The 23,063-nt window shown below is 68.7% G+C and carries 20 protein-coding genes; 5 read left to right on the plus strand and 15 right to left on the minus strand.

Going from position 1 to position 23,063, the window contains the following annotated elements:
• Nucleotides 1-39: 39 nt before the first annotated feature.
• The 8 genes from mraY to coq7 all read right to left on the minus strand — a co-directional run bounded on the left by mraY (nucleotide 40) and on the right by coq7 (nucleotide 8,793).
• Complete coding sequence (gene mraY, locus EPAKOI_RS14175; protein WP_124683198.1) at nucleotides 40-1,209, minus strand: phospho-N-acetylmuramoyl-pentapeptide-transferase; 1,170 nt, start codon at nucleotides 1,207-1,209, stop codon at nucleotides 40-42.
• 12 nt (nucleotides 1,210-1,221) lie between these two features.
• Entirely contained in the window at nucleotides 1,222-2,622 is a 1,401-nt protein-coding gene (locus EPAKOI_RS14180) for a UDP-N-acetylmuramoyl-tripeptide--D-alanyl-D-alanine ligase (RefSeq protein WP_423192457.1), read from the minus strand.
• Nucleotides 2,619-4,166 carry a UDP-N-acetylmuramoyl-L-alanyl-D-glutamate--2,6-diaminopimelate ligase gene (locus EPAKOI_RS14185; RefSeq protein WP_423192458.1) on the minus strand — a complete coding sequence of 516 codons (1,548 nt, stop codon included), beginning with the start codon at nucleotides 4,164-4,166 and terminating at the stop codon, nucleotides 2,619-2,621. The genes EPAKOI_RS14180 and EPAKOI_RS14185 overlap by 4 nt, the downstream gene beginning before the upstream one ends.
• The gene (locus EPAKOI_RS14190; RefSeq protein ID WP_423192459.1) at nucleotides 4,163-5,983 is read right to left on the minus strand and encodes a peptidoglycan D,D-transpeptidase FtsI family protein; all 1,821 of its coding nucleotides are present in this window, start codon (nucleotides 5,981-5,983) and stop codon (nucleotides 4,163-4,165) included. Before EPAKOI_RS14190 ends, EPAKOI_RS14185 begins: the two co-directional genes overlap by 4 nt.
• Entirely contained in the window at nucleotides 5,980-6,297 is a 318-nt protein-coding gene (gene ftsL, locus EPAKOI_RS14195) for a cell division protein FtsL (protein ID WP_124683194.1), read from the minus strand. The genes EPAKOI_RS14190 and ftsL overlap by 4 nt, the downstream gene beginning before the upstream one ends.
• On the minus strand, nucleotides 6,294-7,271 hold the full coding sequence (gene rsmH, locus EPAKOI_RS14200; RefSeq protein ID WP_124683193.1) for a 16S rRNA (cytosine(1402)-N(4))-methyltransferase RsmH: 978 nt from the start codon (nucleotides 7,269-7,271) through the stop codon (nucleotides 6,294-6,296). The genes ftsL and rsmH overlap by 4 nt, the downstream gene beginning before the upstream one ends.
• Nucleotides 7,272-7,278: 7 nt before the next feature.
• Nucleotides 7,279-7,707 (minus strand): division/cell wall cluster transcriptional repressor MraZ, encoded by a 429-nt coding sequence (gene mraZ / locus EPAKOI_RS14205; protein WP_124683192.1) that lies wholly within the window; start codon nucleotides 7,705-7,707, stop codon nucleotides 7,279-7,281.
• A 462-nt stretch (nucleotides 7,708-8,169) separates the two neighbouring features.
• Nucleotides 8,170-8,793, minus strand: a complete 624-nt coding sequence (gene coq7 / locus EPAKOI_RS14210; RefSeq protein ID WP_313835362.1) for a 2-polyprenyl-3-methyl-6-methoxy-1,4-benzoquinone monooxygenase — start codon at nucleotides 8,791-8,793, stop codon at nucleotides 8,170-8,172.
• A 343-nt stretch (nucleotides 8,794-9,136) separates the two neighbouring features.
• Between coq7 and EPAKOI_RS14215 the strand changes: the two genes are divergently transcribed.
• From EPAKOI_RS14215 to EPAKOI_RS14230, 4 genes are all read left to right on the plus strand, one after another.
• Nucleotides 9,137-10,321, plus strand: a complete 1,185-nt coding sequence (locus EPAKOI_RS14215) for a porin (RefSeq protein ID WP_124683190.1) — start codon at nucleotides 9,137-9,139, stop codon at nucleotides 10,319-10,321.
• Nucleotides 10,322-10,495: 174 nt separating this feature from the next.
• Entirely contained in the window at nucleotides 10,496-11,497 is a 1,002-nt protein-coding gene (locus EPAKOI_RS14220; protein ID WP_124683189.1) for a Bug family tripartite tricarboxylate transporter substrate binding protein, read from the plus strand.
• 69 nt (nucleotides 11,498-11,566) lie between these two features.
• Nucleotides 11,567-12,076, plus strand: a complete 510-nt coding sequence (locus EPAKOI_RS14225; RefSeq protein WP_124683188.1) for a MarR family winged helix-turn-helix transcriptional regulator — start codon at nucleotides 11,567-11,569, stop codon at nucleotides 12,074-12,076.
• A 26-nt stretch (nucleotides 12,077-12,102) separates the two neighbouring features.
• Nucleotides 12,103-12,549 carry a hypothetical protein gene (locus EPAKOI_RS14230; protein WP_423192460.1) on the plus strand — a complete coding sequence of 149 codons (447 nt, stop codon included), beginning with the start codon at nucleotides 12,103-12,105 and terminating at the stop codon, nucleotides 12,547-12,549.
• Between the two features lie 58 nt (nucleotides 12,550-12,607).
• On the opposite strand, the gene EPAKOI_RS14235 is transcribed toward EPAKOI_RS14230, so the two are convergent.
• The 4 genes from EPAKOI_RS14235 to EPAKOI_RS14250 form a co-directional block, all read right to left on the minus strand.
• Nucleotides 12,608-14,290 carry a long-chain fatty acid--CoA ligase gene (locus EPAKOI_RS14235; protein ID WP_124683186.1) on the minus strand — a complete coding sequence of 561 codons (1,683 nt, stop codon included), beginning with the start codon at nucleotides 14,288-14,290 and terminating at the stop codon, nucleotides 12,608-12,610.
• Nucleotides 14,291-14,484: 194 nt separating this feature from the next.
• Nucleotides 14,485-15,153 carry a TetR/AcrR family transcriptional regulator gene (locus tag EPAKOI_RS14240; RefSeq protein ID WP_216643972.1) on the minus strand — a complete coding sequence of 223 codons (669 nt, stop codon included), beginning with the start codon at nucleotides 15,151-15,153 and terminating at the stop codon, nucleotides 14,485-14,487.
• 51 nt (nucleotides 15,154-15,204) lie between these two features.
• Nucleotides 15,205-16,344 (minus strand): aminopeptidase, encoded by a 1,140-nt coding sequence (locus EPAKOI_RS14245; RefSeq protein WP_423192461.1) that lies wholly within the window; start codon nucleotides 16,342-16,344, stop codon nucleotides 15,205-15,207.
• Nucleotides 16,341-18,446 (minus strand): molybdopterin-containing oxidoreductase family protein, encoded by a 2,106-nt coding sequence (locus tag EPAKOI_RS14250; RefSeq protein ID WP_423192462.1) that lies wholly within the window; start codon nucleotides 18,444-18,446, stop codon nucleotides 16,341-16,343. Before EPAKOI_RS14250 ends, EPAKOI_RS14245 begins: the two co-directional genes overlap by 4 nt.
• A 330-nt stretch (nucleotides 18,447-18,776) precedes the next feature.
• On the opposite strand from EPAKOI_RS14250, the gene EPAKOI_RS14255 reads away from it, so the two are divergent.
• A complete protein-coding gene (locus EPAKOI_RS14255) occupies nucleotides 18,777-19,973 on the plus strand; it encodes an ABC transporter substrate-binding protein (protein ID WP_124683182.1) in 1,197 nt (398 codons plus the stop codon).
• A 79-nt stretch (nucleotides 19,974-20,052) separates the two neighbouring features.
• On the opposite strand, the gene EPAKOI_RS14260 is transcribed toward EPAKOI_RS14255, so the two are convergent.
• The 3 genes from EPAKOI_RS14260 to EPAKOI_RS14270 are packed head-to-tail and all read right to left on the minus strand — an operon-like array spanning nucleotide 20,053 to nucleotide 23,060.
• The gene (locus EPAKOI_RS14260) at nucleotides 20,053-21,111 is read right to left on the minus strand and encodes an ABC transporter ATP-binding protein (protein ID WP_423192463.1); all 1,059 of its coding nucleotides are present in this window, start codon (nucleotides 21,109-21,111) and stop codon (nucleotides 20,053-20,055) included.
• Entirely contained in the window at nucleotides 21,108-22,106 is a 999-nt protein-coding gene (locus EPAKOI_RS14265; protein WP_423192464.1) for an ABC transporter ATP-binding protein, read from the minus strand. The genes EPAKOI_RS14260 and EPAKOI_RS14265 overlap by 4 nt, the downstream gene beginning before the upstream one ends.
• An 18-nt stretch (nucleotides 22,107-22,124) precedes the next feature.
• Nucleotides 22,125-23,060: an ABC transporter permease gene (locus EPAKOI_RS14270; RefSeq protein WP_423192465.1), complete on the minus strand. Its 936-nt coding sequence runs from the start codon at nucleotides 23,058-23,060 to the stop codon at nucleotides 22,125-22,127.
• Between the last annotated feature and the right edge of the window lie 3 nt (nucleotides 23,061-23,063).

Below are 23,063 nucleotides of genomic sequence, written 5' to 3' on the forward strand. Positions count from 1 at the left end.
CAGTCCGTAGAGAGAGATTTCCGCCGCATCAGCGCCGCTTCAGCGCAGCTTCAGCGTCGACAAGCCGATCAGCACCAGCAACATGGTGATGATCCAGAACCGCACGGTGACCTGGGTTTCCTTCCAGCCGCCCAGCTCGAAATGGTGGTGCAGCGGCGCCATGCGGAACAGCCGCCGGCCCTCGCCAAACCGCTTCTTGGTGAACTTGAACCACGTCACCTGCAGCATCACCGACAGCGTTTCCACCACGAAGATGCCGCCCATCACGAACAGCACGATTTCCTGGCGCACGATCACGGCGATGGTGCCCAGCGCGCCGCCCAGCGCCAGCGCGCCCACGTCGCCCATGAACACCCGCGCCGGGTGGGCGTTGAACCACAGGAACGCCAGCCCCGCCCCGGCCATCGCCGAGCAGAAGATCAGCAGCTCGCCCGCGCCCGGGATGTGCGGGAACAGCAGGTACTTGCTGTAGACCGCATTGCCCATCACGTACGCGAACACGCCCAGCGCGCCGCCCACCAGCACCACGGGCATGATCACCAGGCCGTCCAGCCCGTCGGTCAGGTTCACCGCGTTGCTGGAGCCGACGATCACCAGGTACGTCAGCACGATGAAGCCGGTCACGCCCAGCGGGTAGCTGATCTCCTTGAAGAACGGGACGATCAGGTTCATCTTGTACGGCACGTCGGCAAACATGCCGCCTTCGATCCAGCCCAGGAACAGGCTCCAGACGCGCACGTTGCTGGCCTCGGACACCGAGAACGCCAGGTAGACCGCGGCCACCAGCCCGATCAGCGTCTGCCAGAAGAACTTCTCGCGGCTCGACATGCCGCGCGGGTCGCGATACACGACCTTGCGGTAGTCATCCACCCAGCCCACGGCGCCGTAGCCGATCGTCACCAGCAGCACCACCCAGATGAAGCGGTTGCCCCAGTCGCTCCAGAGCAGCGTCGACACGCAGATCGAGATCAGCACCAGCACGCCGCCCATCGTCGGCGTGCCGGACTTCACCAGGTGCGTCTGCGGGCCGATGGTGCGCACGGCCTGGCCGATCTTCAGCTCGGTCAGCCGGCGGATGACCCACGGCCCGAAGCCCAGGCCGATCACCAGCGCGGTGAGGTTGGCCATCACCGCGCGGAAGGTCAGGTAGTTGACGACCCGCAGGAAGCTGTAATCGTTTTGCAGCCACTGGGCCAGAGCCAATAACATCGTCTTTCTTTCTTAATGAGCGGAAGGTGATGCGACCAGCGCGTCGACCATCCGTTCCATGCGCATGAAGCGCGATCCCTTCACGAGCACGGCGGCCGCACCGGCCACCACGCCCTCCCCGTCTGCCTGCAGCGCCTGCGTTAGCGCATCCGCCGTGGCGAAATGCCGGCCCGCGGCGCCGTACGCCTGCACCGCGTGCGTGGCCAGTTCGCCGGTGGCCCAGAGCGTCTCGATGCCGCGCTCGCGCGCATAGGCGCCGATTTCCCGATGGAATGCCGGGCCCTGGTCGCCCACCTCGCCCATGTCGCCGATCACCAGCACGCGCGGCGCGGCAAAGCCGGCCAGCACGTCGATGGCGGCGCGCATCGAGTCCGGATTCGCGTTGTACGTGTCATCGATCACCACAGTCCCGGCCGGCGTGTGCTTGACCTGCAGCCGGCCCTTCACGGCCGCGAAGCCGGCAATGCCGCGCTGGATGGCATCGACCGCCACGCCGGCGGCCAGCGCGCAGGCCGTGGCGGCCAGCGCGTTGCGCACGTTGTGGGCGCCCAGCAGCGGCAGGCGCAGGTCGAACGCCATGTCCTCCGCCACCACATGCATGACTTGCACGCCTGCCTGGACCGACACGCTGGCCCGCACGTCGGCCGACGCGTCGGTGCCGAACGCCAGCACGCGCCGCGTGCCGGCCGCCTGGCGCCAGATCGCCGCGTGCTCGCCGCCGCTCTCGGCATCCACCGGAAACACGGCCACGCCGTCAGCCGGCAGGGCCGCGATGGCGCTGGCGTGCTCGTGCGCCACCGCCTCCACGCTGACCATGAACTCCTGGTGCTCGCGCTGGGCGTTGGTGATCACGGCCACGGTGGGCTGGGCGATGCCGGCCAGGTAGACCGTCTCGCCCGGGTGGTTCATGCCCAGTTCCAGCACGGCCAGCCGGTGGTGCGCGCGCAGGCGCAGCACGGTCAGCGGCAGGCCGATGTCGTTGTTCAGGTTGCCGCCGGTTGCCAGCCGGTCGGCCTCGCCGACGGCCGCCGCAAAGATGGCCGCGATCATCTCCTTGACCGTGGTCTTGCCGTTGCTGCCGGTCACGGCCACCGTGGGCGGCGTGAACTGGCGGCGCCAGCCGGCGGCCAGCTCGCCCAGGCCGATGCGCGTGTCGGGCACCACCAGCGCCGGCACGTCGACGCCCGGTTCGCGGCTCACCAGCACGGCGGCGGCGCCGCGCGCCACCACATCGGCCAGGAAGTCGTGCGCGTCGAAGCGCTCGCCCTTGAGCGCCACGAACAGGTCGCCGGGCTGCACGGTGCGGCTGTCGGTATGCACGCGCGAGAACGCACGCGCGGCATCGCCTGAAATACGCGCGCCGGCCATCCAGCCGGCGGCTTGCTGCAAAGTCGTCATCGGGGTTCCATTCATGCCGATACTCCCCGCGTGCCCAGGGTCAGGCGCACATGTTCGCGGTCGGAGAACGGCCGCTTGCGGCCCTGGATCTCCTGCGTGGCTTCATGGCCCTTGCCGGCCACGAGCACCACGTCGGCCGGGGCGGCGTGCCGGATCGCCTGCAGGATCGCGGCGGCGCGGTCCTCGATCAGCCGCGCGCGGCTGCGGTCCTGCATGCCATCGGCAATCTGTTCGAGGATGTCGAGCGGGTCCTCGCTGCGCGGGTTGTCGCTGGTCAGCACCACCTCGTCGGCCAGCCGCTCGGCCACGCCGCCCATCAGCGGGCGCTTGGTGGCGTCGCGGTCGCCGCCGCAGCCGAACACGCACCAGAGCCGGCCCTGGCGGGCGTCGGCCACCGGACGCAGCGCGGCCAGCGTCTGCGCCAGCGCGTCGGGCGTGTGGGCGTAGTCGACCACGGCCAGCGGCGCGTCGTGGCCGCCGAACAGTTCCATCCGGCCGTCGACCGGCGCCAGCGTGCGCAGCGCGGCAATCGCGGCATCCCAGGCCACGCCGTGGGCCAGCGCGGCACCCAGCACGGCCAGCAGGTTGCTGACGTTGAAGGTGCCGATCATCGGCGTGGCCACGTCGGCGCTGCCGAAGCTGCCATCGACGCGGAACGCCGTGCCCGACGCCGTGGCGCGCACGTCGGTCGCCCGCAGCCACTGGCCACGGGCCGTGGTGGCGCCGGCCTTGCCGTCGATGCCGTATTCGATGACCTGCGGCGCGCTGACGGCGGCGGCGTTGCCGGCCAGCAGCCGGGTGCCCATCGCATCGTCGCGGTTGATCACGGCCGCGCGCAGCCCGTCCCACTGGAACAGCAGCGCCTTGGCCGCCTCGTACTCGGCCATCGAGCCGTGGTAGTCCAGGTGGTCCTGCGTCAGGTTGGTCAGCACGGCCACGGCAAACCCGGTGCCGGCCACGCGGCCCTGCTCCAGCCCGTGCGACGACACCTCCATGGCGATGGCGCGCGCGCCGGCGTCGTGCAGCTCGGCCAGGCTGGCCTGGAGCTGGACGGCGTCGGGCGTCGTGAATCCGGTGAGCTGCAGCGCGTCCGGGAAGCCGGTGCCCAGCGTGCCGATGGTCGCGCACGGCGTGCCGGTGGCCTGCAGCAGCCGCGCCAGCCACTGCGAGCACGACGTCTTGCCGTTGGTGCCCGTCACGCCGGTCACGGCGAGGTTGCGGCCGGCGATGCCGTACCAGCCGGCCGCGATCGGGCCAGCCAGCCAGTGCAGCCGGGACACCGGCAGATGCGGCACGGCGTCGCCATGCGGCCAGTCGAAGCCGTCGGCCTCGTAGACCACGGCCGACGCGCCGGCGGCGATGGCCTTGTCGATATGCGGACGCCCGTCGGTCGACAGCCGCGCGTTGCCCAGCACGTACGCGAAAAACACGTCGCCCGGACGCAGCCGGCGCGTGTCGCCGGTCAGGCGCGCGCCGGCCGGGGTGTGCGTACGCAGCCAGGCCAGCGCGTTGCTGGCCTGGGTGGACACCTCGATCGGGAGCATCGGCGTTGCCGTCATGGCGTGGCGCTCCAGGGCGGTTCGCTTTCCTGCACCTTGTCGGTGACCATGAGCTGGCGGATCGGGGAATCGGGCTGCACGTTCAGCGACCGCAGCGCGCCGCCGGTGATCGCCGAGAAGACCGGGCCGGCCACCGCGCCGCCGTAGTGGCTGCCGGCGGTCGGCTCGTCCACGCTGACCGCCACGATCACGCGCGGGTTGGACATCGGCGCCAGGCCGATGAACGACGCGCGGTACTTGCTGCGGTCGTAGCCGCGGCCCACGTGCTTGTACGCGGTACCGGTCTTGCCGCCCACGCGATAGCCCATGACCTGGGCTTCCGGCGCCGTGCCGCCCGGGGCGGTCACGGTTTCCAGCATGCCGCGCACGTCGCGCGCCACCTGGGGCGACAGGATGCGCTCGCCGCTGACCGGGCCGTTGGTCTTGAACATCGACACCGGGATCAGCTCGCCGTCGTGCGCGAAGATGGTATAGGCGTGCGCCACCTGGAACAGCGACACGGACAGGCCGTAGCCGTACGACATCGTGGCCTGCTCGATCGGGCGCCAGCTCTTCCAGGGCCGCACGCGGCCAGCCACGGCGCCCGGGAAGCCGATCTTCGGCGCCTGGCCCAGGCCCACGCTGGTGAACATGTCCCACATTTCCTGCGGCTTCATCATCATCGCGATCTTGGTCGTGCCGATGTTGCTCGACTTCTGGATCACGCCGCCCACCGTGAGCGCGCCGTAGTTGTGGGTGTCCGAGATCGTGGCGCCCTCGAACGTGAACTTGCCGGTCGTCTGGATCGTCGTGGCCGGCGTCACGCGGCCCAGCTGCAGCGCCAGGCCCACCGTGATCGGCTTCATCATCGAGCCGGGCTCGAAGGTGTCGGTCAGCACGCGGTTGCGCAGCTGTTCGCCCGACAGGCGGCTGCGGTCATTCGGGTTGTAGGTCGGCCAGTTGGCCAGCGCCAGCACCTCGCCGGTCTGCGCGTCCAGCACCACGGCGCTGGCGGCCTTGGCCTTGTTGCGCTCGACCACGGCCTTGACCTCGTTGTAGGCCAGGTACTGGATCTTGGCGTCGATCGACAGCTGCATGTCCTGCCCGTCGCGCGGCGTCTTGAGAATGCCGACGTCTTCCACCACGCGGCCCAGGCGGTCCTTGATGACCTGCCGGGCGCCGGGGCTGCCGGCCAGCACGCCCTCGCGCGCCAGTTCCACGCCTTCCTGGCCCTTGTCCTCGACGTTGGTGAAGCCGACGATGTGCGCCATCGCCTCCCCTTCCGGGTAGAAGCGCTTGTATTCGCGGGTCTGGTGCACGCCGTCGATCTTGAGCGCGGCGATCTTGTCGGCGGCGTCGGGCAGCACCTGGCGCTTCAGGTAGACGAAGCTCTTGTCCTCGTTGAACTTGGTGCGCAACTCCTTCTCGGACATGTCCAGCAGCTTGGCAAGCTGGCGCATGCGCTGCGGCTCCAGGTCGTTCGGCACGTCCTCGGGCACGGCCCAGATGGCCTTGACCGGCAGGCTGGTGGCCAGCACCAGGCCGTTGCGGTCCAGGATCTTGCCGCGCGTGGCCGGCAGTTCCAGCGTGCGCTGGAAGCGCTTCTTGCCTTCGGCCTCGTAGAACTGGTTGCCCGGGCCCTGGATCCACATCGCGCGCCCGGCCAGCGCCAGGAACGCGGCGAACATCAGGAACACCACGAACTTGGAGCGCCACATGGGCAGGCGCAGGCCCAGGACCGGGCTGGCCGAAAACTGGCCGGTGCGCGGACGCGCGGCGTCGCCACGCGGCTTGTTGCCGGTGCGGGCGCGGTTCAGGGACGGACGGGCCAGGCTCATTTCGCGGCGCCTCCGGCCGGCTGCTGGGCATCCGGCGGGGTATCGGGCAACACCACGCCCTGCAGGTACTGGGTGCGGCCGGCCATTGCCGGGGCCATCTTGAGCTGCGCGCGGGCCGCGTCGGCAATCCGCGCGCTCTTGCTGAGCGAGCTTTGCTGGTACTGCAGCCGCGCCCAGTCGATATCGAGCTGCTTCTCCTCGGCCTGCGCGCGCTCCAGCGCCACGAACAGCGTGCGCGCCTGGTGCTGGGCGCTGACCAGCGACAGCGCGCACAGCATCAGCGCGGCCAGCAGGAAGAAGGTCAGGCGGTTCATGCCGGCTGGCCTCCGAGCTTTTCGGCCACGCGCATCACGGCGGAGCGGGCGCGCGGGTTGGCGGCCACTTCCTCGGCACCGGGCTTGAAGCGGCCCAGCAGCTTCATGGTCGGCTGGGGCAGGTCGGCGGCGCGCAGCGGGGCGCGGCGCAGCGCCGGGTCCGCGTCGCGGCCCGGTTGCGCATGCGCCTGCATGAACCGCTTGACGATGCGGTCCTCCAGCGAGTGAAAGCTGATCACCACGAGGCGGCCTCCGGCCTGCAGCAGTTCGTACGCCGCCGTCAGGCCTCTTTCGAGGTCCTCAAGCTCTTGATTGACGTGAATCCGTAGAGCTTGAAAGGTGCGGGTCGCAGGGTCCTGACCCTTCTCGCGTGTCTTGACGGTTTTCGCCACGAGCGCGGCAAGCTCTGAAGTAGTGGCGACTGGTCCGCCATCGCCGGGTTCGCGCCGGCGAGCAACAATCGCCTTTGCAATCTGTACAGCAAACCGTTCTTCCCCATAGTCTCGTATCACCCTGGCAATGTCCTGCTCGTCCGCCTGCGCGAGCCACTCGGCGGCGGTGACGCCGCGCGTGGTGTCCATGCGCATGTCCAGCGGGCCCTCGAAACGAAAGGAAAATCCCCTCGCCGCCTCGTCGATCTGGGGCGAGCTGATTCCCAGGTCGAGCAGTACGCCAGCCACGCGGGGTCGCCCGGCCAGCCGGGTGCCCATGTCCGCAAAGCTCGCGTGCTCAATGGAGAAGCGGGCATCCTTGATGGTGCCCGCTTCTGCGATTGCTGCCGGATCCTTGTCGAAGGCGACGAGGCTGCCGGCCGGCCCAAGCCGCGCCAGCACGGCCCGGCTGTGACCGCCTCTTCCGAAGGTGCCGTCCACGTAGGCGCCGTCGGGCCGCCAGACGAGCGCGTCGACGGCCTCGTCCAGCAACACGGTGCGATGGCGCAGGGCGGTGGTCCCCGGCGTTTCGGTAGGGGTCATGACCTCTTCAGAAAGAGAAATTCTTCAATGCGTCCGGCATGCCTTGCGCCATCGCCGCCTGTTCCTTGGCGGCGTAGGTGGCGGCATCCCAGACTTCGAAATGGCTGCCCATGCCGAGCAGCATCACTTCCTTGTCGAGCATGGCGGCACTGCGCAGCTCCGGTGCGATCAGCACGCGGCCTGCGCCGTCCATCTCCACGTCGGCGGCGTTGCCCAGGAAGATGCGCTTCCACCAATGCGCATCCATCGGCAGCGCCGCGATGCGGCCGCGAAAGACCTCCCATTCGGGCCTGGGAAAGAGCAACAGGCAGCCATCCGGGTGCTTGGTCAGCGTCACCCGGCCCTCGGCCTGCGATTGCAGCGCCTCGCGGTGCCTGGCCGGAATGGACATCCGGCCCTTGGCATCGAGCGACAGCGCCGATGCTCCCTGAAACAAGCTCTTTCCCCCGGTAACCGCCGGCTATTCCAGCCTTTGGCAGGTCGATTCGTCATTGACCGCAACCGATTGTTCCGACGCGAATGATCGCAGACGGAGGTCGGTTTATCACACAAAAATACACTTCCTCACACTATTTCCCACTTTAGAGGAAGCATTTTGGCCGGTCAAGGCTCGAGATGGGGCAAAAAAGGGGGTTTTTTTAATCAGAACAAAGACTTAGCGCGCCAACTTCACGCACCGCAACAGTGAATCCTTAATGAAATGAAGCACTTGGGGAGCAAAGCAGAGAAACCACCTGAGAACGACTCGCGGGAGGGACTGCTGACGGCGCGGACACATTTGCGTTCCGCGCCGTGGGGAAGGATACAACGTTTTGCCGCCAGCCCCGTCCGGCCAAGGGCTCGCGGCGGTTTTCCACAGGCGGGGCAGGCAGCGACGGCCCGCCCGGCTCGAATGTACTCAGATGCGATAGGCCGTGGTGGTCATCACCCGGGACGCGGCACGCATCAGCGCGCGCACCGGCCCGGGCAGCGGCACGCCGCCGGCATCGCGCGCGGCATCGCCATGGCGGACTTCGTCGTCGCGCATCTGTTCGAGGATCGCGCGCGAGCGGCCATCGGCGGCGGGCAGGCGTTCCAGGTGTCCGGTCAGATGGTGCTCGACCTGGCGCTCGGTCTCGGCGACAAAGCCCAGGCTCACGCGGTCGCCGGCCCGGCCCGCAACAAAGCCGATCGCGAACGCGCCGGCGTACCAGAGCGGATTCAGCAGGCTCGGCCGCGAACCCAGTTCGCGCAGCCGCTCGGCGCACCATGCCAGGTGGTCTTCTTCCTCGCGCGCGGCGGCGTCCATCTGCGCGCGGACCGGCGCGCTGTGCGCGGCCAGCTTCTGCGCCTGGTACAGGGCCTGGGCGCAGACCTCGCCGACATGGTTGATGCGCATGAGGCCGGCCACGTGCCGGCGTTCCTCGGGGCTCATCTGCTCCGCGTCGGGCGCGAGCCGGTCCGCCGGGTTGTCCCGGCCGCCGCGCGTGGCGCCGGCGATGGCGCGCAGCGCCACGTCGAATTCTCTGATCAGCGTGTCCATGCGTGTGTCAATGGAGAGTCTGCGGAGCCGGCACGCGCGATGCCCCACTGATGGGTAGAGGGTTGTCTCGGCACCGTTCCGGGATTTCCCGCATTGTACCCGCGCCGTTTTGTGCAGGTTTGTGCCATGCCATGCCACGGCTTGGTTTCGCTAAGGCCGGGTCCCCAATAACCCTTAGTTGTGAAAACCAGACAAGACGTTTACCACAGGGTCAAAAAAAGAGCGCTTTTGCTAGAGTGGTCGGCAGCTTCCCAGGAAGTCAAGCACGGAAGGATGAAGAGGGCTCACAGGAGGTCCTTCCGCATAGCTTCAACTAATAATTCTTAAGTGGAGATCACCCAGCATGAAAAAATCGCTACTCGCGCTTGCCGCGATGAGCGCTTTTGCCACGGCTGCAAATGCGCAATCGAGCGTGACCCTGTACGGCGTCGTTGACGTGCCGATCGAATACAACAACCACCTGGCACCGGGCGTCAACACCACGCCGGCCGGCCTGAACGCCAGCGGCATCCCGCAATCGCTGCCGGGCGGCGGCAGCCGCGTTGGCCTGCAGACCGGTGGCGGCCTGTCCGGCTCGCGCTGGGGCCTGCGCGGTACCGAAGACCTGGGCGGCGGCAATTCGGCGCTGTTCGTGCTGGAAAGCGGTTTCGGCCTCGATGACGGCCGCTCGCAGCAGGGCGGCCGCCTGTTCGGTCGTCAGGCGTACGTCGGCCTGCAGAGCAACACGCTGGGCCGCCTGACCTTCGGTCGCCAGTACACGACGATGTTCGACATGTTCGCGAACTTCTCGCCGACCGGCTACGCGACGATCTACGAACCGGTGGTGGCGCAGCTTGGCACCAACTTCCGTTCGGACAACACGGTCAAGTACACGGCCAAGGCCGGCCCGCTGACGGCCGAGGCGCACTGGAGCTTCGGCACCGGCGTGGCCGCCATCGGCCCCGTGCCGCTGGCAGGCGCGGGCGCCGGCGAAGTGCCGGGCAACTTCAACAACAACGCGGGCGGCGGCGCCGGCCTGCTGTACATGAGCGGTCCGTTCGGCCTGACCGTGGCCTATGACGAATGGCGTCCGGCCGTCGTGATCGGCCAGCAAGGCCGCTCGCGCAAGATTGGCGTGGCCGGCAGCTACGCGGTGGGCCCGTTCAAGGGCATGATCGGCGCCCGCTACGGCCGCCTGACCGCCGCCGACGGTGCCGAACTGCAGCGCGACAACTACTACTGGGCCGGCCTGAACTACCAGGTCACCCCGCCGCTGGGCCTGACGCTGGCGTACTTCTACGACGACATCAGCCAACTGCGCGCGGCCTCGGGCCTGGCGTCGAACAACCCGGCCAACCCGTGGCAGATCAGCTTCGTGGCCGACTACAACTTCTCGAAGCGCACGGACGTCTACCTGACGGCCGGCTACGTGAAGAACTCGGGCCTGAACTTCGACACCTCGGCCGTGAGCTTTGCCAACGGCTACTTCCTGCAGCAGGGCAAGAACAGCCAGATCGGCGTGGCCGTCGGTATCCGCCACAAGTTCTGACCGCCTCGCGCCGTCGACATTGTTCCTTATCTTCCAAGGCGCCTTCGGGCGCCTTTTTTTCATGGCGCGCGGTGAATGTCTCAACGGGTTTCACCTCATCCGCGAAGTGGCGTCCGCCAAACTAGAATGGCCTGCAGACCGGAACACCCGGCCGCCATACCTGGAGACCTTGCCATGCACGCACCCCGCCGGCGCACCCTCGCGCTGTTCCTGTCGATCGCTCTGGGGCCGCTGGCCGCGGCGTCCGTCCATGCCAGCGACGCCTATCCCGCCCGGCCGATCCGGCTGGTCGTGCCGTTCCCGGCCGGCGGCACCACCGACATCATGGCGCGCGCCGTATCGGCCGAGCTGTCGAAGCTGCCCGGCTGGAACGTGGTGGTCGACAACAAACCCGGCGCGGGCGGCAACATCGGCTCGGACATCGTCGCCAAGGCGGCGCCGGACGGCTACACGCTGCTGATGGGCACGGTCGGCACGCACGGCATCAACCAGTCGCTGTACGGCAAGCTGCCGTTCGATCCGATCAAGGATTTCGCGCCGATCACGCTGGTGGCGGCCGTGCCGAACGTGCTGGTGGTCAACCCGGCGTTCGCGCAGCAGAACAAGATCAACTCGGTGAACGACCTGATCGCCTACGCGCGCGCCAATCCGGGCAAGCTGAACATGGCGTCCAGCGGCAACGGCACGTCGATCCACCTGGCCGGCGAGCTGTTCAAGACCCAGACCAAGACGTTCATGGTCCATTTTCCGTACCGCGGCAGTGGCCCGGCGCTGACCGACATGACGGGCGGCACGATGCAGGTGATGTTCGACAACCTGCCGTCGTCGATGCAGCTGATCAAGTCCGGCAAGCTCAAGGCGCTGGCGGTGACCAGCGCCAAGCCGTCGCCGGCGCTGCCGGGGGTGCCCACGGTGGCCCAGGCCGCGAACCTGCCCAGCTTCGAGGCCAGTTCGTGGTTTGGCCTGCTGGCGCCGGCCGGCACGCCGCCGGAGATCATCCACCGCATCCAGCAGGAAGTGTCCAAGAGCCTCGGCACGCCGGCCGTGCGCGAGCGGCTGGTGGCCCAGGGCGCCGAGCCCAGCGGCAACACGCCCGAGCAGTTCGCCGCGCTGATCCGCGCCGAGACCACCAAGTGGGCCAAGGTGGTCAAGGACTCGGGCGCCAAGGTCGACTAGGCCGGGCGCCAGCCCGCCCCGGCAGCGCATATACTTGAGGCATCAAATGTTCGAGCTTCCCGGATCACGATGCCCAATCCTTCCGCCGCCAGCAGCGCCGCCACCGAGGGCGCCCCGGTAGACCTGGAAACCAGTGCCGGGGAATCGGAGCACGAGGCGCTGCGGCTCTGGCTGCGCCTGCTGACCTGCACCACGCTGATCGAGGGCGACATCCGCTCGCGCCTGCGCCAGGAGTTCGCGGTGACGCTGCCGCGTTTTGACCTGATGTCCCAGCTCGACCGCCATCCCGAGGGTCTCAAGATGGGTGAGCTGTCGCGCCGCATGATGGTGACCGGCGGCAACGTCACCGGCATCACCGACCAGCTCCAGCAAGAGGGCCTGGTCACGCGCGAGGCGCTGCCCACCGACCGCCGCGCCTACCTGATCCGCCTGACCCCGGCCGGCCGCGAGGCCTTCTCGCGCATGGCCAGCGCCCACGAGGGCTGGGTGGAACAATTGTTCGCCGGGCTTGCCGAAACGGACAGGCGCGCCCTCTTCCGACTGCTGGGACGCCTCAAAACCAGCCTGAGCTCGCCATGACCCAATCCGCCCGCCCCGCCCGACCCATGCTTCCCCGCGTTCGTCCCGCCATGGCCGCCGCCTGCCTGCTGGCCGCCTGCAGCAGCACGCCCACGCCACCACAGGTGACGCCGATCAACGCCACGGTCAAGCTGGGGCGGGTGACGGAGAAAACCTTCGTGTCGCGCGTGGAAGTGCCGCAGGGGTCCAGCTACGGTGGCTACAGCAGCGTGGGCGGCGTGGCCGCGGGGGGTGGCGGTGGCGGCGGGGGTGCGGTGGGCGTGGGTTTCGCGGTGGATCTGACCCAGCTTTTCCGCAAGCCGCAGCCGCCGCTGCTGATGGACCTGTTCCAGTACAAGGTCCGGACGGCCGACGGCCTGGTGGCTGAAGTCAACGGCCCCGCCGCGCCGGGGCTGGAGCCGGGCGCGTGCGTCAGGCTGATCTATCCGGACGGGACCACCCAGCCGCAGCTTGCGCCGTCGAACGAGTGTTGAGGAGGGGGCGGCGCCCCTGCCGCAGTGCGGCAGAGAGGCGCGCGTCAGGCAGCCCTGATCAGGCCGCCTTCCTGCTGTCGCGCAGTTCGCGGCGCAGGATCTTGCCGACGTTGGTCTTCGGCAGTTCGGTGCGGAATTCCACGTACTTCGGCCGCTTGTAGCCGGTCAGGCGGTCCTTGCAGTACGCGATCACGTCGGCCTCGGACAGCGCCGGGTCCTTCTTCACGACGAACAGCTTGACCACCTCGCCCGAGTGCTGGTCGGGCACGCCCACGGCGGCCACTTCCAGCACGCCCGGGCATTCGGCAACTACGCCTTCCACCTCGTTCGGATACACGTTGAAGCCCGAGACCAGGATCATGTCCTTCTTGCGGTCGACGATCTTCGTGTAGCCGCGCTCGTCCATGATGCCGATGTCACCGGTCTTGAAGAAGCCGTCCGGCGTCATGACCTTGGCGGTCTCGTCCGGGCGGTTCCAGTAGCCGGCCATCACCTGCGGGCCGCGCAGGCAGATCTCGCCCGGCTGGCCCAGCGGCAGTTCGTTGCCGTCGTCGTCGCGGATCGACACCTCGGTGGACGGCAGCGGCAGCCCGATCGTGCCCGAGAACGTGTCCGTATCGGTCGGGTTGCAGGTGGCCGACGGCGACGTCTCCGACAGGCCGTAGCCCTCGATGATCGGGCAGCCGGTCTTGGCCAGCCAGTTCTTGGCCACCGCTTCCTGCACGGCCATGCCGCCGCCGTTGGCCACGCGCAGGCCCGAGCAGTCGATCTTGCCGAAGTCCGGGTGGTTCAGCAGCGCGTTGTAGAGCGTGTTCACGGCCGGGAACATGTGGAACTTGTACTTCTGCAGTTCCTTGATGAAGCCCGGGATGTCGCGCGGGTTCGGGATCAGGATGCTCAGCCCGCCGCTACGCATGCCCAGCAGGCAGCAGACCGTCAGCGCGAAGATGTGGTACAGCGGCAGCGCCGTGATCGTCACCACCTGGTCGATATGGGCGCCCTTGGCCAGCGCCGGCTGCATCCACGCCTCGGACTGCAGCACGTTGGCCACGATGTTCCGGTGCAGCAGCGTGGCGCCCTTGGACACGCCCGTGGTGCCGCCCGTGTATTGCAGGAACGCGATGTCGTCCGGCCCGGTATCCACCGGCTTGAGTTCCATGGCGCGCGATTCGGCCAGCACGTCGTTGAAGCGCACGCAGTTGGGCAGCTCCCACGCCGGCACCATCTTCTTGACGTTACGCACCACGAAATTGACGATGGCGCCCTTCAGCCCGCCCAGCATGTCGCCCATGCTGGCCACCACCACATGCTTGACCGGCGTGGCCGCCAGCACGGCCTGCAGCGTGGCGGCAAAGTTTTCCAGGATGAAGATCGCCTCGGCGCCGCTGTCCTTGAGCTGGTGCTCCAGCTCGCGCGGCGTGTACAGCGGGTTGACGTTGACCACCACGTAGCCGGCGCGCAGCACGGCGGCCAGCACCACGGGGTACTGCAGCACGTTCGGCATCATGATGGCCACGCGCGCGCCCGGACGCAGGCCGCGCGATTGGAGCCACGCCGCCACCTGGCGCGACAGGCGGTCGAGTTCGCCGTAGGTAATGGCGCGGTCCATGCAGATGAACGCGCGCCGGTCGGCGTAGGTACGGAACGAGTGCTCAAGCAACTGGGCCAGCGAACGGAACTGACTGGCGTCGATCTCTGCCGGTACGCCTGCCGGATAGTGTTTCAGCCACAGCTTTTCCATACCGTCTCCTGAATTTCTGAATGGTCGTTCGATTTTTGGGGAATGCTAAACGCGTGCCCCATGTAAAGACAACCCGTTAGACGAAGTCCTCCACGAACGGGAGCGTCGAAATCGTGGATTATGCGGCACCCCGCGCCGGCTTCAAGGGAATACCCTGACAAAATCGGCGCCCATCGCCACAACCTTGGCCGCGGTCAAGCCGGCGGCAGCACCAGCTTCATCATGTTGCGCGCCAGTTCCTGGGCCAGCGCCTCGGCGTCCATCCGGCCGGGCTCGTGCCAGGTGTACATGAAGCCGATCACGCCGCCCATGGAATGCGCGGTCACGCGCGCGTCGCCGAACGCGAACACGCCGGTGGCGCGCCCTTCCTCCAGCAGGCCGTACAGGTCGCGGTAGAAATCGCGCGCCATGGCGTTGAGCCAGTCCACGGTGTCCGGCTTCAGGTACTGGTTGTCGCGAAAGCTCAGCGCGGCTGCCACGTGGCAGCGCACGCAGCGGCGTGCCATTTCCAGCAGGCAGGCGTGCAGCCGCTCGCGCACGGGCAGCGCCGGGTTGGCGGTCTCGCGGATCACCGGCAGGCAGGTCTGGGCCGATTCGCGGCACAGGATGTCGAAGATCTCGTACTTGTCGGCGAAGTAGTAGTAGACCGCCGGCTTGGTCACGCCCAGCGCCCGGCACAGGTCGTTCATCGTCATGCCCGGGTAGCCCTTGGTGTAGAAGAGCTGCGCGGCCGTGTCCAGGATCTGGCGGCGGCGCGCTTCCTGGCGTTCGGCGATGTGCGAACGCGCGGGGCCATCGTCGCTCAGGGACGCAGCTTCGGCGGCGCGCGGCGGGCTGCCGGCTTTTCGGGGGGCGTGAGACATGGCCGCCATTTTCGCATGCGTACCGCGCGTCACCATCGGGAAACTCCCGTGTCAGGGTTTCGACGTATCGGCGCCGGCGCCGCCGCTGCCACGCGCGGTGAGCGGCGTGACCTCGGTGGCCGGCGGGGCCAGCTGGCGCAGCGCGGCGTCGCGCTGGGCGGGCGGCAGGTCGCCGATCTGGCGCGCGGCGGCGTAGAAGCGCGTCCAGTCGCCGGACTGCGCCAGCAGCGCCGTGAACGCCGGCACCCATTGCTGGTACGTGGCCACGGCGGCCAGGTGGGCGTTGGTCAGCGGCTGGTCGAACCAGCGGTCGTAGCCGGTGTAGCCGCCCCATTCGGTCTTCAGCGCCGCGTACTCCTGCCGCAGTTCGTCGAAGATCCGCGCCTTGCCTTGGCGCTTGGCCTCGTCGTCCAGCGGCGACTTGTAGAGCGTGACGAGCTTGTCGCGGGTGCCCAGCAGCATCGTACGGAACTGGCGGCGGCGGCCGTCGTAGATCCGGTAGCTGGCGCGCGCGTCGGCCGAGCCCTCCTGGGCCAGCCAGCGCTCCACGCCGGCCACTTCGACGGCCGTGGCGAACGACTCGTTGAACGCCGTGTCGTTGCGCACGTAGACCACCTGGTGCGCCAGTTCGTGGAAGACCAGCCGCGCCAGTTCCCCCTCGGGCTGGTAGACGAAGGTGTTGAGCAGCGGGTCGTCGAAATAGCCGAGCGTCGAGTAGGCGGGGATGCCGGCCACGTAGGTCTCGAAGCCGCTGCGGCGCAGGCCCTGCGCGTACTGTTCGGCATCGTCCTGGCTGTAGTAGCCGCGGTAGGTGATGCAGCCGACGATGGGGAAGCACCACTTGCGCAGGTCCATCGACAGCTCGGGCGTGGCGAACACGCTCCAGACCACGTAGGGCCGGTGCAGGTTGGCGTAGCGGCGGTAGCTGCCGTTGTCCGGCAGCTTCAGTTCACGCGAGGCGTAGTCGCGGATGCGGCGGGCCAGTTCCAGCCGCTGGGCCAGCCGGGCGTCGTTGGCGCCGTTGGCGGTGGCGATGGCGTCGTCCAGCGACTGCGCCGACGCCATCACGCCCAGGTGGCCGCCGATCGACTGGTAGTAATAGCCGACCGTGTCGCAGCCGGCCGCCAGCGCCAGCACGGCCAGTCCGGCAAGGACCGCCGCCAGGCGCCGCAGGGCCGGCCAGCGCGTCATGATGCCAGGGCCCCGGTGCGCACCGCCTCCACTTCCACGAGGCAGTCATAGAACACCGGCGCGCGGCCCAGGTCGGTCAGGCGCTGGCTGGTCAGCTCGTTGGCGTTCTTGCCGTCCGGCGCCAGCTTCTTCCACCAGATCGACAGCCCCACCACCAGCCCCTGCCGGGCCTTGTCGGTCACGCGGGCGCGTGCCTGCATGCTGCCGCGGTCGTTGTAGGCGCGCACCATGTCGCCATGGGCAATGCCGCGCGCGGCGGCGTCCGCCGGGTGGATGTCCAGGTGCGGTTCGCCCTCGGTGGCGCGCAGGCTGTCCACGTTGACGAACGAGCTGTTGAGGAAGTTGCGCGCCGGCGGGGAGATCATCGACAGCGGGTAGCGGGCGGCCAGCTCCGGCGCCGAGGCCGGAGTCTCGTACGGCGGCACGTAGGCCGGCACGGGGTCTAGCCCGTCGCGGGCCATCGCTTCCGAATAGAACTCGCACTTGCCCGACGCCGACGGGAAGCCGCCGTTGGCGAACGGCGCGGCGCCGATGTTGAGCCGCTGCCAGCCCTTGTCCTTCAGCGTCTCCCAGCTGATGCCCTCGGCGCGCGCGTCGCCGCGCAGGATGGCCTGGCTGGCGATGGTCTCGTCGCTATCGGCAAAGCACGGGTCGGTGAAGCCCATCCGCGCGGCCAGGCGGCGGAAGATCTCGGTGTTGGGCAGCGCCTGGCCCAGCGGGGCGACGGCCTGGTTGTTGGCCATGAAGTAGACGTGGCCGTAGGTCTTGTGCACGTCCACGTGTTCGAGCTGGGTCGTGGCCGGCAGCACGATGTCGGCGTAGTCGGCCGTATCGGTGCGGAAGTGTTCGAGCACCACGGTGAACAGGTCTTCGCGCCCGAACCCCTGGGCCACCTTCGACGATTCCGGCGCCACGGCCACCGGGTTGCTGTTGTAGACCACCACGGCCTCGATCTTCGGGCCGTTGCCCTGCGTGCCGTCGTCCAGCAGCGCGTCGCCGATGGTGCTCATGTTGACCGTGCGCGGCACGCGCGGCCAGTCGGGCAGCAGGTCCGGACGCTGCAGCGCGGCGGTGTCCACCGGGAAGAAGCCCGACGTCGACAGTTGCAGCCCGCCGGCCGCGTGCCGCCAGGCGCCCACCAGCGACGGCAGGCACGCCACGGCGCGCACGGCCTGGCCGCCGCCGCGCACGCGCTGCATGCCGTAGTTCAGGCGGATGGCCACCGGCTGGCGGTCCGTGACGGCCATCCTGCCGTACAGGCCGGCCAGCCACTCGATGTCTTCCACCGGCACGCCGCAGATGCCGGCGGCCGTGGTCGGCGGAAAGTCCATCGCCCGGTCGCGCAACGCGTCGAAGCCCACCGTGTGCCGGGCGATGTAGTCGTGGTCCAGCAGGCCGTCGCGGATCAGCACGTGGATCATCGCCAGCGCCAGCGCGCCGTCGGTGCCGGGCATCGGCGCGATGTGGCGATGGCATTTCTCGGCCGTCAGCGACCGGTACGGATCGATCGCCACCAGCGTGGCGCCGCGGCGCTTGGCCTCCTGCACGCGCGTCCAGAAATGCAGGTTCGACGCGATCGGGTTGCCGCCCCAGATGATCACCAGCTTCGCATCGACCACGTGCTCGATGTCCATCCCCACGCTCGCGCCATAGGTGTAGCGCAGCGCCGTGGCGCCGGCATTGGCACAGATCGTGCGATCAAGCAGCGACGCGCCGAGCTTGTGGAAGAACCGCGCGGCCATGCTTTCGCCCTGCACCAGCCCCATCGTGCCCGCGTAGCTGTACGGCACGATGGCCTCCGGGTTGCGGGCGGCGATGGCGGTCAGGCGGGTGGCAATCTCATCGAGCGCGACGTCCCACGAGATCGGCTCGAACCGGCCCTCGCCCTTGCGGCCCACGCGGCGCAGCGGCGTCAGCACGCGGTCAGGGTGGTAGGTGCGCTCGGTGTAGCGCGACACCTTGGTGCAGAGCACGCCGCCGGTGGTGGGATGGTCCGGGTCGCCGGCAACCTTGGTGGCGCGGCCGTCCTCGACGGTGACGAGCAGCGCACAGGTATCGGGGCAATCATGGGGACAGGCGGCACGGACGATGCGGGTGGCCATGGTGGAATTCGGCAGGCAGTCAGACGGTGGGGGCGCCCCGGCGCGGGCATGGTGGGGCGGATGGCCTGGCGCGCCTGTCAACGGCGACTGTGGCGCAGTGGCCTCGGCCGAACATTCCGGACCGGGAGAATTTGTTTGGCTCCGATTGTATTCGATTATGATGTGCCGGCGCAGTCCGGGCCCGCCCCGCACTGTCCGGCCCGGCACGGGCCGGCACCCGTACCGGCACAAGATCCGGACGGGGTGCGCGGGGTCCGAAAGCTGCGACAAAGCAGCGGGTAGCAACAACAAGCAACAACAACGTTTGACGGATTTTTGACGGGGATTCACATGGGTTTCACATACGGGGTCAAGCGCCGGCGCGTGGTCGGCCTGATGATGGCGGCCGCGCTCGCGGCCAGCGGCGCCACCGGGGCCGCCTTTGCCGCGAACACCACGGCCGGCGAGTCCGGCGTTACCGCAGACACCATCCTGCTCGGCCAGTCCGCCGCGCTGTCCGGCCCCACCGCGGTGCTCGGCAAGCAGATGAACGCCGGCGCCCGCCTTTACTTCGACGCCGTGAACAGCCAGGGCGGCGTGTTCGGCCGCAAGATCGAACTCCGCGTGCTGGACGACGCCTACGAGCCCGACGAGGCCATCAAGAACACGAAGAAGCTGATCGAGGAAGACCACGTCTTTGCGCTATTCGGCTACGTGGGCACGCCGACCAGCCAGGCCGCGCTGCCGCTGGTCAACCAGGCACGCATCCCGTTCTTCGCGCCGTTCACGGGCGCCCAGACGCTGCGCGAGCCGCACAGCCGCTATGTGTTCCACGTGCGGGCCGGCTACGAGGAGGAGACGGCCGCCATCGTGCGCCAGATCCGCACCACCGGGCTCAAGCGCATCGCCGTCGTCTACAACGATGATGGCTACGGCAAGGCCGGGCTGGCCGGCATCGAGCACGCGATCAAGTCGCTGCCGGCCGACAGCGGCGTGAAGCTGGTGGCGCAGTCCAGCGTGATCCGCAACACCGTGGAGATTGGCGACGCGATGCAGGAGGCCATGAAGGCCAAGCCCGACGCCGTGGTGCTGATCAGCGCCTACCGGACGGCCGGCGCGTTCGTGAAGGAAGCGCTGCGCCGCAACTACAGCGGGCAGTTCTACAACGTGTCGTTCGTCGGCACGCAAGCGCTGGCCAAGGAGGTGGGCCCGCAAGGCAGCGGCGTGATCATCTCGCAGGTGATGCCCCACCCGGGCAACGCCACGCTGCCCGTGGTGCGCGAATACCTGCGCCTGCTCCAGGCCGCCGGCAAGCAGAACGCGTTCGACTACGCCAGCATCGAAGGCTTCATCGCCGCCAAGGCGTTCGTCGAGGGCCTGCGCCGCGCCGGCAAGGACCTGACCCGCGAGCGCTTTGTCATGGCGCTGGAAAGCATGCGCAACGTCGACCTGGGCGGCTTCATCGTCCAGTTCGGCCCGGACAACCACGTGGGCTCGAAATTCGTCGAAATGACGATCATCAACTCGCGGGGGGTGGTGATCCGGTAGGGCTGGGTTCGCGCTTCGCCGCTGGTTTGCTCCCCTCTCCCACGTTGTGGGAGAGGGGAGCAAACCAATCTGTCCCTCGCTAGCCCATGTCATTCAGATGGCAAGCCGACCACCGCTGCGGGGCGATTTCCTTCAGCGCGGGCTGTTCGGTGGTGCAGCGGGGCATCGCGTGCGGGCAGCGCGGGTGGAAGTGGCAGCCCGTGGGTGGATGGAGCGGCGACGGGATCTCGCCGCGGATCGCCACGTAGGTTTTCTTGCCGACTTCGAGCTTGGGCGCCTCGGCCAGCAGCGCCTGGGTGTACGGATGGTTGGGCGCCGCGAACACCTGGTCGGTGGGCGCGGACTCCACCACGCGGCCCAGGTACATGATCACCACGCGGTCGCTGATGTGCTTGACCACGCCCAGGTCGTGGCTGATGAACAGGTAGGTCAGGTTCAGTTCTTCGCGCAGGCGCATGAACAGGTTCAGCACCTGGGCCTGGATCGACACGTCCAGCGCGGCCACCGATTCATCGCAGACCAGGAATTCCGGCTTGACCGCCAGCGCCCGCGCGATGCCGATGCGGGCCCGCTGGCCGCCCGAGAACTGGTGCGGAAAGCGCCGCAGCACGGTCGGGTCCATGCCCACGCGCACCAGCATGTCCTCGACGTAGGCCTGCTGGGCGCCCTTGTCGACCATGCCGTGCACCACGGGCGCCTCGCCGACGATGTCCAGCACGCGCAGGCGCGGGTTCAGCGACGCGTACGGGTCCTGGAAGATCATCTGGATGCCAAGCTGCTTCTCGCGCTTCTTGTCGGGCGGCAGGCGGTCCAGGTTGGTGCCGCGCCAGAACCGCTCGCCCTCGGTCAGCGTATGCAGGCCCACGGCCATGCGGCCGAGCGTGGACTTGCCGCAGCCCGATTCGCCCACCAGCCCCACCACCTCGCCGGTGCGGATGGCCAGGTCCACCTTGTCCACGGCGTGCACCACTTCCATCTTCTGTTTCGCGCCGAAGACGTTGGCCAGCTTGGCCGCCACGTCCAGCGTCTTGACGAAGCGCTTGGACACGCCGCGCAATTCCAGCAGCGGCGCCGGCGGCGTGGCCGTTTCGGCGGACAGCGGCGCGGCGGCCGGGTTGTCGATCACGGGCGTGTTCATGCGGCCTCCTGCTGGGCGTGCACGGGGTGGAAGCAGCGCAACTGGCGGCCGTCGGGCGTGACGTCGAGCGGCGGATCGGTCTTGCAGACGTCGGTGGCGTAGGGACAGCGGTTGCGAAACGCGCAGCCGCCCGGCAGGTTCAGCAGCGACGGCGTCATGCCCGGGATCTGCCGCAGCGGCGTGCCGCGCGGGTTGCGCGACGGCGCCGAGCCGATCAGCCCGTGCGTATAGGGATGCGCCGGGCGCTCCAGCACCTGGCGGACATCGCCCGATTCGACGATGCGGCCCGCGTACATCACGCAGACCTTGTCGGCCAGGCCGGCCACCACGGACAGGTCGTGCGTGATCCAGATCAGGGCCGTGCCCGATTCGCGGCACAGCGTCTGCATCTCGTAGAGGATCTGGCCCTGGATGGTGACGTCCAGCGCCGTGGTCGGTTCGTCGGCGATGATCAGGTCGGGCTTGTTCAGCAGCGCGATGGCGATGGCCACGCGCTGCCGCATGCCGCCCGAGAACTGGTGCGGATAGGCCAGCAGCCGCTCGTCCGGCGACGGGATACCCACGCGGGCCAGCGCGTTGCGGGCCCGTTCGCGCGCGGCGGCCTTGCTGACGTTGTCGTGCGCGCGCACCGCCTCGATCATCTGGGTGTCGATGCGCAGCACGGGGTTCAGCGTCATCATCGGGTCCTGGAAGATCATGGCGATGCGGTTGCCGCGCACGTCGCGCTGCTGGGCCGGCGTCAGCGCGCGCAGGTCGCGCGTCACGCCGTCGCGGCTGGTCAGGGCGATGCGGCCGTCCACGACCTTGCCCGGCGGATCGATCAGTCCCATGATCGAATAGCCGGTCATCGACTTGCCCGAGCCCGATTCGCCGACCAGGCCCATGATCTCGCCACGGCCGACCGAGAACGAGACGTCGTCGACGGCCCGCGCCACGCCGGCACGCGTGAAGAATTGCGTCTTGAGGTGTTCCACGACCAGGGTGGGCTGTGTCATCTTGGCGCTCCTGGCGGGTTATTGGGTCTGCAGGCGCGGGTTCAGCACGTCGCGCAACTGGTCGGCCACGAGGTTCATCGCGACGATCGTGATGACCAGCGCGATGCCGGGGAAGAAGCTGATCCAGTACTTGCCGGACAGCATGTACTGCTGGCCGTTGGCGATCAGCATGCCCAGCGACGGCTCCGTCACGGGCACGCCCAGCCCCAGGAACGACAGCGTGGCCTCCAGCGTGATGGCCGACGCCACCTGCAACGCGGCGATCACGATCAGCGGCGGCAGGCAGTTCGGCAGCAGGTGGCGGAACATGATGCGGCGCGGCGGCAGGCCCAGGCAGGTGGCGGCCTCAATGTATTCCTTGCGCCGCTCCACCAGCGCCGCGCTGCGCGTGGTGCGCGCGTAGTACGCCCACTGCACGGCCACCAGCGCGATCACGATGTTGCCGATGCCGGGCCGCAGGAACGCCAGCAGGATCAGCGCCAGCAGGATCGGCGGGAACGAGAGCTGCAGGTCGGCCACGCGCATGATGAACGCCTCGGTGCGGCCCCCCCCCAGGAAGCCGGCCAGCAGCCCGAGCGTGGCGCCCAGCAGCAGCGCGATCACGGTGCTGACCACGCCCACGCCGACGCTGATGCGCAGACCGTACATCACGGCCGACAGCATGTCGCGGCCCTGCTCGTCGGACCCCATCACGAACGTCATGCCGGTGCCGGACTGCTCGCCCGGGGCCAGCCGGGCGTCGAGCACGTCCAGCGTGGCCAGGTCGTACGGGTTCTGCGGGGCCAGGAACGGCGCCAGGATCGCGATCAGCACGATCAGCACCAGCGTGGCCAGCCCCAGCACGGCCAGCTTGCTGGCAAAGAACTGCCGCGCAAAGCGGCGCCGCGGGGTCTCTTCCTTGACGGCGCGGGGCGCCTGGGCCGGTGCCGGCTCGGGGAGGGTCGAAGTGCTCATGGC

The organism is Cupriavidus sp. H18C2, from assembly GCF_049393795.1.
Taxonomy (GTDB): Bacteria; Pseudomonadota; Gammaproteobacteria; order Burkholderiales; family Burkholderiaceae; genus Cupriavidus; species Cupriavidus pauculus_C.